Source organism: Micromonospora sp. NBC_01405, from assembly GCF_045040155.1.
In the GTDB taxonomy this organism is placed as follows: domain Bacteria; phylum Actinomycetota; class Actinomycetes; order Mycobacteriales; family Micromonosporaceae; genus Micromonospora.
This window is the reverse complement of record NZ_CP109532.1, coordinates 3,904,604-3,918,530: the sequence shown is the minus strand read 5'-3', so window position 1 is coordinate 3,918,530 and position 13,927 is coordinate 3,904,604. Positions and strand designations below refer to the sequence as shown.

Genomic DNA, 13,927 nt, shown 5'->3' with positions numbered 1-13,927 from the left:
GCCGACCGTGATCCGCCCCGCCCAGAGTGCGGGTACTCAGGGACGGGTCTGCTCGTGCACCCAGGCCGCGTAGTCGGGGTTACCGCTCTCCGTCCGGGTGACCAGGATCTCCGGCACCTCGTACGGGTGGGTGGCGCGGATCTGGTCGACCAGTGCGTTCACCCGGTCCGGCGCGGTCTTGAACAGCACCGACCACTCCGAACTGGTTTCCACCGCGGACCGCCACCAGTAGGTGCTGTCCACCTGGCCGCCCACCTGCGCACAGGCGGCGAGCCGGCCGGCCACCGCGGCTGCCGCCAGAACGTCCGCGACGGAGCGGCTGTCCACCACCGTCGTCACCACGCTGATCTGCTCCACGACCGCACCCTACGCGGCATCGACCCCGTCGTGGTGCGCCGCGATCCATTCGTCGATCCGCGCCCACCAGTCGAAGAGCCAGTCGATGCGCTCCTGCTTGCCGACGGGAACCTCCTCCGGCGGCACGGACCAGAACCGCATCACGATCCGCTTGTCCATCGGCAGCTCCCGCCAGACGTCGGCGACGGTGAGCATCCGGTCCAGCCCGGTGTGCGCGACGAAGATCACCCCGGCGTCCGGGGCGGCGTCCAGGGCGGCGAGCAGCCCGCCGGGTTGCGGCGCGAGCACGTGCTGCATCCGTTCGGCGCGCAGCGCCATCCGCTCCAGCCCCAGGGACCGCAGCCGGGCGATGGCCCGCAGCCGCCGGCGCGGGGTGAAGTTGCCGCCCTCCGGGAAGATCACGAACGCGTCGTTGTCGTCCAGTCCGGTGGCGAGATGGCCGATCTGCTCGGCCACCGACCCGTCCCGGTTCCGGGCCGGGGCCAGGAACCGGTTCGGCAGCCGGTTGAGCAGCACGTCGATGGCCGGGTCCCACTGGAGGCTGTCCTTGAGCACGATCCGGGGCTCCCGGTGGAACCAGTTGACCAGCGCGTGGATCAGGATGAACGAGTCGCCGGGCCCCGCGTGCCGGCAGAGCACCAGCTCGGGTCGGCCGGGCAGCGCCGTGTCCGGGTCGGTGCCGACCACGTCGATGCTCAGCCGCAGCGTCCACCGGGCCTGCCAGAAGAGCGCCCGGAGGAACCACCCGGCGAGCACGTAGTGCGCCCGCTGGAACTGCGGCGTGCGCTTCCACACCCCGAAGCCCGAGGCGAGCCAGAGCGCGAACAGGGCGAGCAGCGCCGCCGCGTCCCAGACCAGGTAGACGCAGCCGATCCAGAGCAGCCGCAGCGGCCGGAGCCGACCCGGCACCAGCGGGGACAGCGCCAGCGCGGCGAACGCCCAGACCGGCAGGGTGGTCACGACCAGCACCGCGATCAGCACCACCCCGGGTGCCAGCAGCAGTCGGCGTACCCACCGGGGCGGCAGCGGCATCAGCGTTCCAGGTGGGTGGCCAGGTAGCGGCGGGAGGCGGTGTACGCGCGGCTGATCCGCCGCCCCACCGCCGCCATGTCCCGGTACGCCCACGGGCTGTCCTCGCGCGGTCCCGGCCCTCCGGTCGGCAGCACGTGCACCCGCACCCCCTCGGGCAGCGCCGCCATCTCCCGGGCGAACCGGTGCCGGCGGGCGATCTCGAACGCCACCTGGGCGATCTCCCAGGGCCGCCTGGGCGGGGTCAGCTCCCGCTCGATCCGGCCCACCTGGAGGACGAAGATCTGCCGCGCCCCGACGGCCACCGCCTCGCCGATCGGGATGGAGTTGACGATCCCGCCGTCGATGTAGTGCTGCCCGCCGATCTCGGTGGGCGGCAGCAGCCCCGGCACCGAGGCGGAGGCGAGCACGGCGGGCACCAGCGGCCCGCTGTCGAACCAGTGCTCGGCGGCCCGCTCGATGTTGGCCGCGCAGCACCGGAACGGCACCCGCAGGTCGGCGAACGTGGTCTCCTCACCGAGTTCCGCCTCCAGCAGCCGGCGCAGCGGCCGGGGCGAGTGCAGGTGGGTGCGGGCGGCGAAGCGGCGGAGCTGCCGGGCCACCGAGTCGCCGTACACCTCGCTGGCCTCGGGGGAGGCCCAGAGCCGGACCAGCCGGTCGGTGACCGCCTCGGTCGGGTCGGCGGCGACCAGCGCGCCGTTCACCGCGCCGATCGAGGTGCCGAGCACCAGGTCGGGCCGGACGTCGGCGCGGAACAGGGCACGCAGCATGCCCACCTCGACCGCACCGAGGACTCCCCCGCCGCCGAGCACGAACGCCACCGGACCGCTGACCATGCCGTCCATCCTGGCACGTCCCGTCCGGTCGGCCATCCACCGCCCGAGCTGCCACCGGCCACGGGCCGGACGGGTGGAACCGGACGGCCGTTGACACGCTGGACACATTCGCGCAACCTGATACCGCCCCGACACCAGGCAGGTGCGCTCCGTGATGGCAACACTGCACGCCGGAAGGCTGCTGGCCCGTAGGTACCGGCTCATCGACCAGATCGGCGCCGGTGGCATGTCGGTCATCTGGCGTGCCCGGGACGAGGTGCTGGACCGCACTGTGGCGCTGAAGGTGCTCGCCCCCTCGCTGGCGGCGGACGCCCGGTTCCGGGACATGGTCCGCGAGGAGGCGCGCAGCGCCGCCCAGCTCGTCCACCCGCACGTGACGGCGGTGCACGACTACGGCGAGGCGCTCGCCCCGGACGGCAGCATCACCTCGTTCGTGGTGATGGAGCTGCTCGCCGGGGAGGAGCTGGAGTACCGGCTGACCGAGGGCCCGCTGCCCTGGCCGGACGCGGTCGAGATCGGTGCCCAGGTGGCGGAGGCGCTGGCCGCGGCGCACCGACTCGGCATCGTGCACCGGGACATCACCCCGGCCAACGTGATGATGACCCCGGTCGGCGCCAAGGTGCTGGACTTCGGCATCGCCACCCACATCGGCGCACCCGACGAGGACGAGGACGGCGGCACCTTCGGCACCCCCGCGTACGTCGCCCCGGAGCGGCTGGACGGGGCGCCGGCGCAGCCCGCCACCGACATCTACTCCCTCGGGGTGCTGCTGTACGAGATGCTGACCGGGCGGGTGCCGTACCCGGCGGACACCTGGGAGCAGCTCGGCGCGGCGCTGGGGACCGGCGACGCCCCGCCCCCGCTGGAGGTGCCGGCGCTGCCGACCGAGGTGGCCCGTATCTGCCTGCGGTGCCTGTCCCGGGAGCCGCAGGACCGGCCCTCCGCGCACCGGGTCGCCCTCGCGCTACGCGATCAGCTCCTGCCGGCCGACCCGCAGGCCGCCACCATGCTCGCCCCGACCATGACCCTGCCGTCGATCGTCGGTCCGCCCGAGCCGCCGCCGGCCCCGGTCGCCGGGCCGCCGGCCGCCGCCGGGCCGGCCGCGTCCACTCCGGACGTGGCACCGCCGGGCGAGGGCGGGCGGCGGCGCGCCCGGTCGGATCGTCGCCGCTGGCCGGTGCCGGTGATCGCGGTGGGGGTCGTGGTGGTCACCGGGCTGGCACTGCTCCTGCCGACGGTGACCCGGGAAGCGGACCCGCCGCCGCCCGGGGCCGCCCCGACGGGCGCCCCGACGGTGGCGGCATCGACACCCGCGCCGGATCCGTCCCCGAGCGCCCCGAGCGCACCCGCCCCGACCCGGCCGCCCGGCCGGACGCCGCGCACCCCGTCGGCGGCGACCACACCGCCGACACCGTCCGGCGGAAGCCTGGCCGAGGCGGCCAGCCGGATCGACCAGCTCATCGAGGCGGGGGTGGCCGACGGTGGGATCCGCACCGATGTCGGCACGGACCTGCGCAACCTGCTCGGCCACGCCACCGCTGCGGGCGGCCGGGACGACCTGGCCGGCGCGGTGCGGCGGGCCCGCGACAAGGTCGCCGACCGGCGGCGCGAGGGCAGCATCACCCCGGCGTACGCCCGCCAGCTCGACACGGCCTTCCAGCAGCTCGGCGTGACTCGGGTCTGACCCGTCGGGGTCTGACCCGTCGGGGTCGGGCCGAGGGCAACCCGACCGGGCGGCGTGGGCTCGGGGCGACGCCGGTCAGCGGGCGGTGACGGGGACCGGCCGGCGGGTCGCGGCGTGCCCGGAGGTGCCGAGGAAGTCCCGGTACACCGCCTCGTAGCCCAGAGCCATCCGGGAGGTGGAGAAGCTCTCCGCCACGTGTGCCACGCACGCCACCGGGTCCAGCCGTCCGGCCTGCCGCAGCGCGCCCGGCAGGTCCTCGGGGCGGTCGCAGACCAGACCGGTCACGCCGGGGCGGACCAGCTCCGGCACCGCCCCCCGGCGCAGCGCCACCACCGGCGTGCCGGTCGCCATCGCCTCCAGGATCACCATGCCGAACGGCTCCTCCCACTGGATCGGCATGATCAGGCAGAGGGCGTCCACGAGCATCCGCAGGGTGGCGTTCCGGTCCGCGTTGAGCACCACGGTCACGTCCTCGTCGAGCATCGGCTCGACCACCTGCTCGAAGTACCGGCGCTCGGCGGGCTCGTTGCACTTGCCGGCGAGCACCAGCGGCAGGCCCGCCGACCGGCAGGCGCGGATCGCCACGTCGGGGCCCTTGTCCGGGCTGAACCGGGCCAGCCAGAGCACCGGGCCGCGGCCCGGGGCGGCCTTGTGCGGCACGTCCCCGGTGTCGAGCGCGTTGTGCACGGTGCCGACCCACGGCAGCCCCGGGTTCAGCCGGCGCTGGGTGTGTGAGATGGCCACCAGCCCGACCCCGTGGTCGGTGTTGCCGAGCACCGTGCCGTACTCGCCGACCGGGTTGCCGTGCACGGTGGCCACGGTGGGCACCGCCCGGCGGCCGGCGACCAGCGGCCCGATGGTGGTGTGGTCGTGCACGAGGTCGAAGTCGTCCGACCCGACGAGGCGGTCGACGTGGGCCAGGTGGGCCAGCTCCGGCAGCGACTCGCCGAGCCGGTCGTACTGGAGGTTGTCGCAGGTGGAGACGTATCCGGCCCGGGTGCCGTGATCCGGGCCGGCCCCGAAGACCGTCAGCGCGTGCCCCAGCCCGGCCAGCGCGTCCACCAGCCCGGCGACCACCTGTTCCAGGCCGCCGTAGCCGGGGGGTGGCACGGGCAGCCACGGTGGGACCACCATCGCGATCCTCAGCGGGTGCTCCCCCGGGCGGTCGGACGGCAGGTCGTTCACGGCCACGAGTCCTCCCCGTTGGTCCCAGTGCGCGTGATCGGCGGCGCTTTCCCGCCTGGAACGGTGGTCAAACCGGGCACCCGGCGGCCCGCGCCGGTCGCCCGGCCCGGTCGGTCCCATCAGCCGGTCGCCCACGCCCCTAGCCGACCACCACGAGCCGGTCGTCGACGGCCCGCACCCCCGGGGCCGACCAGGCGATCCGTTCCGCCTCGTCCCGTTGCCACCAGGAGCGGACCACGCCGGTGAGGACCACGGTGTCGCCGCGCACCCGGGCCTGCACCCGCTCGGTGCCGAGGATCCGGGACACGGCCCGCTGCACGTCATGCCGGGCGCGTTCGCCGGTCGGCCGCCGCGCGGGGCGGACCTCGACGAGGTTGGTCACCCCGCGCACGCCCCGCAGCCGGCGCAGCTCCCGTTCGGCGGTACGCCGCTGCCAGCCGAACTCCACCTCGCCCCGCAGGATCAGCCACCCGTTGGCGGCGGTGACGTCCAGCCGTTCGGCCGGCACGAAGCTGTCCCATTCCAGGGCCCGCCCGGCCGCGAGGGCCAGCTCGGTGTCGGTCTGCCCGGGGACGTCCGACGGGCGTACCTCGATGTCGTCGGCGACCGCGCGGACGCCGCGGATCCGCTGGGCGCACCGTACGGCTGCCCAGCGGTGGGCGTAGCTGTCCACCGAGCCGGTGAGGGTGACCACGCCGTGCAGCACGGCCACCCCGACCACGGTCGGCGGGACCTGGGGGTCCCAGTCCAGCTCCGCGAGGACGTCGCGGTGGATCTCCGGATCGGTCCGGGTGCTCGTCGCCGTGTCCATGGTGTTCCCCCTCCCGCGCCGCCCCGCGCGTGGTCACCGTGCCCGGCGAGGGGGTGAGACCGGCTCACCCGGATCGGGTGGGGGACGCGCCGGAACAGGGAGGGGGCGGTGGGTGACGGAGCCAACCCCCTTGGCTCCGCCACCCACCGCCCCGGAGGAGGTAGGTCTGCTGGTGTTACGACGTCTCGGAGAGCGTGACGGTTGCCGTCGCCGCCGATCCGTTTCGCTGGTACCGCACCTCGACCCGATCGCCGACCTTGCCGGCCTGGACGGCGCCCACCAGATCGTTGGAGTCGTTGACCACGGTGTCGCCGAACTTGGTGATCACGTCGCCCCGCTGGAGGCCGGCCTTCTCGGCGGCGCTGCCCGGCGTGACGGACGCGACCACCGCGCCGCCGTCCTCGGCCGGGCTCACGCTCACCCCGAGCGAGGGGTGACTGACCTTCTCGCCGCGCTGGAGCTTCCCGGCGACGTCCTTGGCCTTGTTGCTCGGGATGGCGAAGCCGACGCCGATGTTGCCGGTGCTCTGCCCGGAGGTGGCGATGGCGGTGTTGATGCCGATCACCTCGCCCCGGGTGTTGACCAGCGCGCCGCCGGAGTTGCCCGGGTTGATCGGGGCGTCGGTCTGGAGCAGCCCGGCGATCGAGCTGACGCCCTGGCTCGGGTTCTGCTGCTGGCCCTCGCCGGCCTGGATCGTGCGGTCCCGGGCGCTGACGATGCCCGAGGTGACCGAGCCCTGCAGCCCCAGCGGGCTGCCCAGGGCCAGCACCTGGTCACCGACCTGCATGCCGTCGCTGTCGCCGAACTTGGCGGCCTTGAGGTCGCTGACCCCGTTGGCCTTCACCACGGCCAGGTCGGTCTTCGGGTCGGTGCCGACGATCTTCGCCTCGGCGTTCTTGCCGTCGGCGAAGATCACCCGCAGGGTTTCGCCGCTGGCGGAGGCCACCACGTGGTTGTTCGTGAGCACGTAGCCGTCGGCGCTGAGGATGACGCCGGAGCCCTCGCCGCTGCCGGTGGTGATCGAGACCACGCTGTCCTGCACGGCGGCGGCGATCTTCGGCAGGTCCGCGCTGTTGATCACCGGCGCGGCGGAGTAGGTGCGGGTGATCCCGCCCGAGTCGCCGTCCACGGCGAGCGCGAGCGCGCCGCCGGCGACACCGGAGCCGAGCATCAGCGCGAACACCGCGACGCCCGCGCCGGCCAGCTTGGCGACCCGGCTCGGCTTGGGGGCCGGGCCCTGCGCCCACTGCGGGACCTGCTGGCCGGGTTGCTGCGGCGGCACCGGGCCGCCCGGGTACGTGGGACTCCCGGCGTGCGGGGCGTACCCGGGGGTCGCCGGCCCGTGCTGGCCCCCCGCGGCCCAGGCGGACTGCTGCCCGGGCTGCCAGGGGCTCGTCGGGTACTGCCCGGCCGGCTGCTGCTGCCCGGCGACCGGGTACGGCGCGCCGGACGGGGTGGCGGCCGGCGGGGCGTACCCGCCGTACGGGTAGGGGCCGGGGCCGGAGACCGGGGCGGCAGGGCCGGAGACCGGGGCGGCGGAGCCGGGCGCGGCACCCGGAGCGTGGGAGGCGGCGGGTGCGTCAGCCGGGGCGGCGGGCGCGTCAGACGTGGCGGCGGGCGCGTCAGACGTGGCGGTGGAGGGGGTCGTGGGGGCGGTCGGCGCGGCCGGAGCGTGGGGCTGGACGGCCGGGGAGTCGGACTGCCCGGGCTCGCGGCGGGACAGCTCGGCGGTGGGGTACGACGGCTCGGCGTCGGAGGGTGCCGGCCGCCGCTGCGGGTCGGTCTCGTACTCGGTCATGTGTCCACCTTCTCCCCTGCCACTGCGATCAGCCTGGAACCAGGCTGGAAGTTGCCTGAAAGTCACTCGTCCGGATCGTCGATGTCCGGCAGCAGCGGCAGCCGGACCCGGAAGGTCGCACCCCCGCCGGGGGTCTGGGTCTCGGCGACCTCGACGGCGCCGTGGTGGGCGGCCACCAACGCCGCCACGATGGCCAGGCCCAGCCCGGTCCCGGTGGCCCCGCCGGCCCGGCGGGTGCGGGCGGGGTCGGCCCGGTAGAAGCGTTCGAAGACCCGCTCGGCCTGTTCCGGGGAGAGCCCGCGGCCGGTGTCCGCCACCTCGACCACCGCCAGGTTCCCCGGCTCGGTACGCAGCCGCAGGGTCACCGAGGTGTCCGGCGGGGTGTGGGTGAGCGCGTTGGTCATCAGGTTGCCGATCACCTGGCGCAGCCGGGCGTCATCGCCGAGCACCACCAGCGGCCCGGAGCCGGGCTCGATCTCCAGCTCGACCCGCCGGTCCGGGGCCACCACCCGGGCGGCCTGCACGGCGTCGCCGGCCAGCAGCGGCAGCTCCACCGGGGCCAGCGAGAGCGGCCGTTCCCGGTCCAGCCGGGCCAGCAGCAGCAGGTCCTCCACCAGCAGCCCCATCCGGGACGCCTCGTCCTCGATCCGGCGCAGCAGTCCGGCGGTCTCCTCCGGGGCCCGGGCGGCACCCTGTCGGTACAGCTCGGCGAAGCCCCGGATGGTGGTCAGCGGCGTACGCAGCTCGTGCGAGGCGTCGGCGACGAACTGCCGCATCCGCTCCTCGGAGCGCCGGGCCCTGGTCTCGGACGCCTGGGCGGCGGCTGCCGCGTCGCGGGCGCCGGCCTCGGCCGAGCGGGCGGCGATCTCCGAGGCGGCGCGGGCGGTGAACGCGGCCTCGATCTGGGCGAGCATCGTGTTCAGCGCCCGGGACAGTCGCCCCAGCTCCGAGGTGGGGAAGGGTTGCCCCTCCTCCGGGTCGGGCACCCGTCGGGTCAGGTCGCCGCCGGCGATGGCCCCGGCGGTGCGTTCGATGTCCACCAGCGGCTTGAGGCTGGTCCGCACGATCGCCGCCCCGATGGAGGCGAGCAGGATCAGCACCGCCCCGCCGACCAGAAGGTCTATCCAGACCAGCCGCTTCACCGCCAGGTCCACGTCGGTCAGGTGCTGCCCGACGGCGAGCACCCGGCCATCCGGCAGCTGCCGGTAGAGCATTCGCCAGCGGTCCTCCCGGTCCTGTGCCCGAACGTTGAACGGTTCGCCCTCCTCGGCGCGGAAGCCGGCCAGGTCGGCCGGGATCGGCGGCAGGTTGTCCGGTTGCAAGCTGCGGTCGTACCCGATGAACCGGGCCTGGTACTCGTCGGCGAGCGCGACGACGTAGTCGGTGGGCAGCGTCGCCAGCGCACGGCGGGCCTCCAGGTCGGGGAGCACGCCACCGACCTGGATGCTGGCCGACTGCAACTCGCTGTCCACCTGGCCGATCAGGTAATTGTGCAGGAAGTACGTGGTCAGCGAGCTGATCACCACCAGTGCGGCGGCGACCAGGGCCAGCACCGCCGCGACCAGCTTGATCCGCAGAGGGACGCCGCGCAGCCTCCCCTTCGCCTGGGCGACGACGCTCACGCCGCCGGCTTGCGCAGGACGTACCCCACGCCGCGCAGGGTGTGGATCAGGCGGGGCTGGGTGTTGTCGACCTTGCGCCGCAGGTAGGAGATGTACGACTCGACGATGTTGTCGTCGCCCCGGAAGTCGTAGTTCCACACGTGGTCGAGGATCTGCGCCTTGGACAGCACCCGGTTGGCGTTGAGCATCAGGTACCGCAGCAGCTTGAACTCGGTCGGCGAGAGCTGCACCCGCTGCCCGGCCCGGTGCACCTCGTGGGTCTCCTCGTCCAGCTCCAGGTCGGCGAAGGTGAGCCGGGACGGGGCCTGCTCGCCGCTGGCCGTCCGGCGCAGCACGGCCCGGATCCGGGCGGTCAACTCCTCCAGGCTGAACGGCTTGGTGACGTAGTCGTCGCCGCCCAGGGTCAGCCCGCGGATCTTGTCGTCGGTGGCGTCCCGGGCGGTCAGGAAGACCACCGGGGTGCGCGTGCCGCCCTCGCGGAGCATCCGGATGACCTCGAACCCGTCGAGGTCGGGCAGCATCACGTCGAGGACCACCAGGTCGGGGCGGTGGTCCTTGGCGGCGCTCAGCGCGGCGCTCCCGCTGGTCGCGGTGGCCACGTCGAAGCCGGCGAAGCGGAGGCTCGCGGAGAGCAGTTCGAGGATGTTGGGATCGTCCTCGACGACGAGCAGTCGCGCCTCGGTCTGGGTAGCGGCCATGCCGTCCATCATCCGTGACATCGCTGCGCCCACGCTGGGCGGTTGCTGGAAAAACCCTGAGAGCGCCGCCGGGCCGGTCAGCGCAGCAGGTGGCGCAGCCCGTCCAGGGCGCCGTCGAGCGCCCGGATCGCCGTGCGGAGCTGGGCGTCGCTGAGCCGGCCGGCGCGGACCAGGCCGCCGACCTCGACGGTGAACGCGGCCAGCCGCTGGTCGAACTCGGCCAGCAGGGGCGACTCCCCCGCCGGGGCAGCCGGCCGCGCCGGGCCCGGGGGCGGCGGTTCCCAACTGGTACGCCGGGTCTGCCTGGTGGCCTCGCGCAGCTCCCGCTTGAGGTCGTGGATCGAGCCGCGCACCTCGGAGCGGATCTCGCCGGCCAGGGCGGAGAGGTCCGCCACCGAGGCGCTGATGTCGGACTCCAGGGTGGCCAGTTCGCCGGCCCGCTGGCGCAGCTCGGCCCGGCCCGCCTCAGTGATCTCGTAGACCTTGCGACCACCGGCGGCGGTGTGGGTCACCAGCCCCTCGACCTCCAGCCGCTGGAGCCGGGGGTAGATGGTGCCGGCACTGGGCGCGTACAGGCCGAGGAAACGGTCCTCCAGCAGGCGGATCAGCTCGTACCCGTGCTTGGGGGCGTCGTCGAGGAGCTTGAGCAGGTAGAGCCGGAGCCGCCCGTGGCTGAACACGGCGGTCACGGCAGCTCCTCCTTCTCGTCGTCGACCGGGCGGGCGAGCAGCGCGATGCTGCCGGAGGTCGCGGACGCCCAGAGCTTACCCGCGCCCGTGCCGATGACCCCCTCGCTCTCCCGCATGCCGCCCAGCCCGGCCCGGTCGCGCACCTCGGGGAAGCCGCTGGTGATCCGGGTGACGTCCACCCGGGCCGGCCCGTCCGTGCCGACCACGTTGAGCCGCCCGGCGACCATGTCGACCTTCAGCGAGGTGACCGGCTCGTCCGGGGTGAGCCGCTGTGGGCTGTCGATGGTCCACCTGGCCATGGTGTCCTCCCCCGCCCGGACGTGCCCGAGCGGCGCGTCCACGAGGAGAGCCTAACGCGATACATCGCGACTGAACAAGACTGTCGCGTGTCGGGAAGGCGTCCGGTGGACGCCACCGGGCGGTCGGCCCGGACCGGGATGAGAGGGTGGTCCACGTCACCGGAGACGTCAGGAGGACCGTCCATGACAGTGATCATCCCGGCGCGGTTCAACGGTCCGCCCGGCTCGGGCAACGGCGGCTGGACCGCCGCCGCTCTCGCCGCCGCCACCGGGCACGACGGGCCGGTCGAGGTGACGCTGCGGCAGCCGCCGCCGCTGGAGACCCCGCTGACCGTGGCCGGCGGGGAGGTCCGCGACCCCGGTGGCCGGCTGATCGCCGAGGTGCGGCCGGCCGGGGACGCCCCGGAGGCGGTGCCGCCGGTGGACCTCGGCACGGCGCGGGCCGCCGCGGCGGCGTACCCCGGGCTGAGAGAGCATCCCTTTCCCGGCTGCTACGTCTGCGGGCCGGACCGGGTCGACGGCCTGCGGGTCTTCCCCGGCCGGCTGCCGGACGGGCGGACGGCCGCGCCGTTCACCGCCCCGGCCGAGGTCACCCCCGCGACGGTCTGGGCGGCGCTGGACTGCTCCGGGGGCTGGGCCGTGATCGGCCCCGGCCGCCCGTACGTGCTCGGCCGGATCGCCGCCGTGCTGGACGCGCTGCCGGCCCCGGGCGACGAGTGCGTGGTCACCGGCGTGGCGGACGAAACCAGGGGGCGCAAGGCGCTGGTCCGCACCGCCCTGTACGGCCCCGACGGCCGCCTACTGGGCCGCGCCCGGGCCACCTGGATCGCGCTGCCCGGGGCGTGACCGGCGGGGGGCGGGGCGGACGGCCTCGTCCCTGGGGAGGATGCCCTCCTGCCTGAGACGGAGTCGGGTGTAGGTGTCGCGCCTGATTGACCTGGTTGCGCCGTCTTGCCACGCTGTGCGACGGCGCATCCGCAACAGCGCCGCACACGTCGGCGCGTCCACGCGCCACGCACGGGAGGAGAACGATGTCTGACGGGCAGCGAAGCCCCACCATCGGCAGCGGTCAGATCGTGGTGTCCGGCCTGACGAAGCAGTACAAGAACGTCCGGGCGGTCGACAATCTGTCGTTCACGGTCGCATCGGGGCGGGTGACCGGCTTCCTGGGCCCGAACGGCGCCGGCAAGACCACGACGCTGCGCATGCTGCTGAACCTGGTCACCCCGAGCAGCGGCGGCGCGACCATCGGCGGCCAGCGGTACGTCGACCTGGCCGACCCGCTGCGCCACGTCGGCGCGGTGCTGGAGGCGTCCAGCGCGCACAAGGGCCGCACCGGAATCAACCACCTGCGGGTGATCTGCGCGGCGGCCGGGCTGCCGAAGCAGCGGGCCGACGAGGTCCTCGCCCTGGTCGGGCTGACCCCGGCGGCTAAGCGCAAGTTCAAGGGCTACTCACTGGGCATGAAGCAGCGCCTCGGCATCGCCGCCGCGATGCTCGGCGACCCCCGGGTGCTGATCCTCGACGAGCCGGCGAACGGGCTCGACCCCGAGGGCATCCGGTGGATGCGTGGCTTCCTCAAGGGTCTGGCCCACGAGGGCCGTACGGTGCTGGTCTCCAGCCACCTGTTGTCGGAGATGCAGCTGCTCGCCGACGACGTGGTGATCATCGCGGCCGGCAAGCTGATCCGGCAGGGGCCGGTCGAGCAGGTGCTCGGCTCGATGACGCAGGGCGGCCAGGTGCGGGTGCGTACCCCGCAGGCCGAGGAGCTGGTCGCGGCGCTGCGCGCGCAGTCCGCGACGGTGGAGACCGGCGAGCACGGCGTGCTCCTGGTCAGCGGGCTGGACGCCCCGGCCATCGGCCGGGCCGCCCTGGCCGCGAAGGTGGAGCTGCACGAACTGACCCCGGAGCGACCCGACCTGGAGCGGGTCTTCCTGGAGCTGACGGCCGGAAAGGCGGGCATCCGATGAACCTCGTCCGATCCGAGCTGCTCAAGATCCGGACCACCAGCACCTGGTGGATCTTCGGGCTCATCTCGCTACCGCTGTGGATCCTCGCCCTGCTGTTCAACTGGTTGCAGACCGACGCGCTGGCCAGCGGGGGCTTCGAGGACGTGCCGGCCGAGCAGGCCGACCAGATCCAGGCCGTGCAGTCGGTGGACAGCCTGGCCGCCAACATCTACACCAACGGCCAGTTCTTCGGGCTGCTCATCGTGATGCTGCTGGGCATCATCGTGGTGACCAGCGAGTTCTTCCACCAGACGGTGACCACCACGTTCCTCACGGTGCCGCACCGCACGGCGGTCATGGTGGCCAAGCTGATCGCCGGGGCCGTGCTCGCGATGCTGTTCTGGCTGGTCACCACCGTGCTCAACCTGGTGTTCGGCGCGATGGTCCTGAACAGCGTGGACGTCGGCCCCCAGTTCGGCAGCGGCGCGGTCTGGCGGGCGATCGGGCTGAACGCGCTGGCGTACCTGCTCTGGTCGGTGCTGGGGGTCGGGATCGGGGTGCTGATCCGCAGCCAGATCGGCGCGACGGTCACCGGCATCCTGCTCTACCTGGGCGGCTCGATCGGGGCCGTCGCCGTGCTGGCCCTCCTGGCCGACCGGTACGGCGAGTGGATCAACAAGCTCCAGGTGGTGGTGCCCTCGCTGGCGTCGTCGCTGATGGTCAGCGGGGTCGAGATCCCGGGCAACCCGCCCCGCTGGGCGGGGGCTGCGGTGCTGATCGGGTACGCCGTGCTGGCCGGCCTGATCGGCGCCCTCACCATCCGGCGGCGGGACATCTCCTGACGCCTGCGGTCGACGCGGCGACCCGGCCCCGGGGCGTGATCACTGGATCACGCCCCGGGGCCGGGCCCGTTCCAGCCGGCGGTCAACTGGACACGCGGCGTCGAACGGACTTCTGCATCTTCTGTGAA

The 13,927-nt window shown here is 74.1% G+C and carries 13 protein-coding genes and 2 pseudogenes; 4 read left to right on the top strand and 11 right to left on the bottom strand.

Annotated elements, in window-relative coordinates:
- Positions 1–36: 36 nt before the first annotated feature.
- Genes cutA through OG559_RS16995 form a run of 3 tightly spaced genes read right to left on the bottom strand, consistent with a single transcriptional unit; the run spans position 37 to position 2,222 of the window.
- A complete protein-coding gene (cutA, locus tag OG559_RS17005; RefSeq protein WP_350886905.1) occupies positions 37–357 on the bottom strand; it encodes a divalent-cation tolerance protein CutA in 321 nt (106 codons plus the stop codon).
- Between the two features lie 9 nt (positions 358–366).
- Positions 367–1,389, bottom strand: coding sequence for a 1-acyl-sn-glycerol-3-phosphate acyltransferase (locus tag OG559_RS17000; RefSeq protein WP_405104944.1), 1,023 nt, complete (start codon positions 1,387–1,389; stop codon positions 367–369).
- Entirely contained in the window at positions 1,389–2,222 is an 834-nt protein-coding gene (locus OG559_RS16995; protein ID WP_405104942.1) for a patatin-like phospholipase family protein, read from the bottom strand. The genes OG559_RS17000 and OG559_RS16995 overlap by 1 nt, the downstream gene beginning before the upstream one ends.
- Before the next feature lie 154 nt (positions 2,223–2,376).
- On the opposite strand from OG559_RS16995, the gene OG559_RS16990 reads away from it, so the two are divergent.
- Entirely contained in the window at positions 2,377–3,906 is a 1,530-nt protein-coding gene (locus OG559_RS16990) for a serine/threonine-protein kinase (protein WP_405104940.1), read from the top strand.
- A 75-nt stretch (positions 3,907–3,981) separates the two neighbouring features.
- Here the strand turns inward: OG559_RS16990 and OG559_RS16985 are convergent, their stop codons facing one another.
- From OG559_RS16985 to OG559_RS16950, 8 genes and pseudogenes are all read right to left on the bottom strand, one after another.
- The gene (locus tag OG559_RS16985) at positions 3,982–5,040 is read right to left on the bottom strand and encodes a glycosyltransferase (RefSeq protein WP_405116724.1); all 1,059 of its coding nucleotides are present in this window, start codon (positions 5,038–5,040) and stop codon (positions 3,982–3,984) included.
- Positions 5,041–5,230: 190 nt separating this feature from the next.
- A complete protein-coding gene (locus tag OG559_RS16980; protein ID WP_396670123.1) occupies positions 5,231–5,902 on the bottom strand; it encodes a BON domain-containing protein in 672 nt (223 codons plus the stop codon).
- A 175-nt stretch (positions 5,903–6,077) separates the two neighbouring features.
- Entirely contained in the window at positions 6,078–7,700 is a 1,623-nt protein-coding gene (locus OG559_RS16975; protein WP_405104938.1) for a trypsin-like peptidase domain-containing protein, read from the bottom strand.
- Between the two features lie 62 nt (positions 7,701–7,762).
- Positions 7,763–9,007: pseudogene (locus OG559_RS16970) on the bottom strand (sensor histidine kinase); the annotation flags it as partial.
- Positions 9,008–9,156: 149 nt separating this feature from the next.
- Positions 9,157–9,322 (bottom strand): annotated as a pseudogene (locus tag OG559_RS16965) (two-component sensor histidine kinase); the annotation flags it as partial.
- Entirely contained in the window at positions 9,319–10,020 is a 702-nt protein-coding gene (locus tag OG559_RS16960; protein ID WP_161685324.1) for a response regulator transcription factor, read from the bottom strand. The gene OG559_RS16960 and the pseudogene OG559_RS16965, both read right to left, overlap by 4 nt.
- A 77-nt stretch (positions 10,021–10,097) precedes the next feature.
- Positions 10,098–10,709: a PadR family transcriptional regulator gene (locus OG559_RS16955; RefSeq protein ID WP_405104935.1), complete on the bottom strand. Its 612-nt coding sequence runs from the start codon at positions 10,707–10,709 to the stop codon at positions 10,098–10,100.
- Complete coding sequence (locus tag OG559_RS16950) at positions 10,706–11,050, bottom strand: hypothetical protein (protein WP_405104933.1); 345 nt, start codon at positions 11,048–11,050, stop codon at positions 10,706–10,708. The genes OG559_RS16955 and OG559_RS16950 overlap by 4 nt, the downstream gene beginning before the upstream one ends.
- A gap of 147 nt (positions 11,051–11,197) precedes the next feature.
- On the opposite strand from OG559_RS16950, the gene OG559_RS16945 reads away from it, so the two are divergent.
- From OG559_RS16945 to OG559_RS16935, 3 genes are all read left to right on the top strand, one after another.
- On the top strand, positions 11,198–11,854 hold the full coding sequence (locus tag OG559_RS16945) for a hypothetical protein (protein ID WP_405116721.1): 657 nt from the start codon (positions 11,198–11,200) through the stop codon (positions 11,852–11,854).
- Positions 11,855–12,039: 185 nt separating this feature from the next.
- Positions 12,040–12,978, top strand: a complete 939-nt coding sequence (locus OG559_RS16940) for an ABC transporter ATP-binding protein (protein ID WP_405104931.1) — start codon at positions 12,040–12,042, stop codon at positions 12,976–12,978.
- Complete coding sequence (locus OG559_RS16935) at positions 12,975–13,799, top strand: ABC transporter permease (protein ID WP_405104929.1); 825 nt, start codon at positions 12,975–12,977, stop codon at positions 13,797–13,799. The genes OG559_RS16940 and OG559_RS16935 overlap by 4 nt, the downstream gene beginning before the upstream one ends.
- The last annotated feature ends 128 nt before the right edge of the window (positions 13,800–13,927 follow it).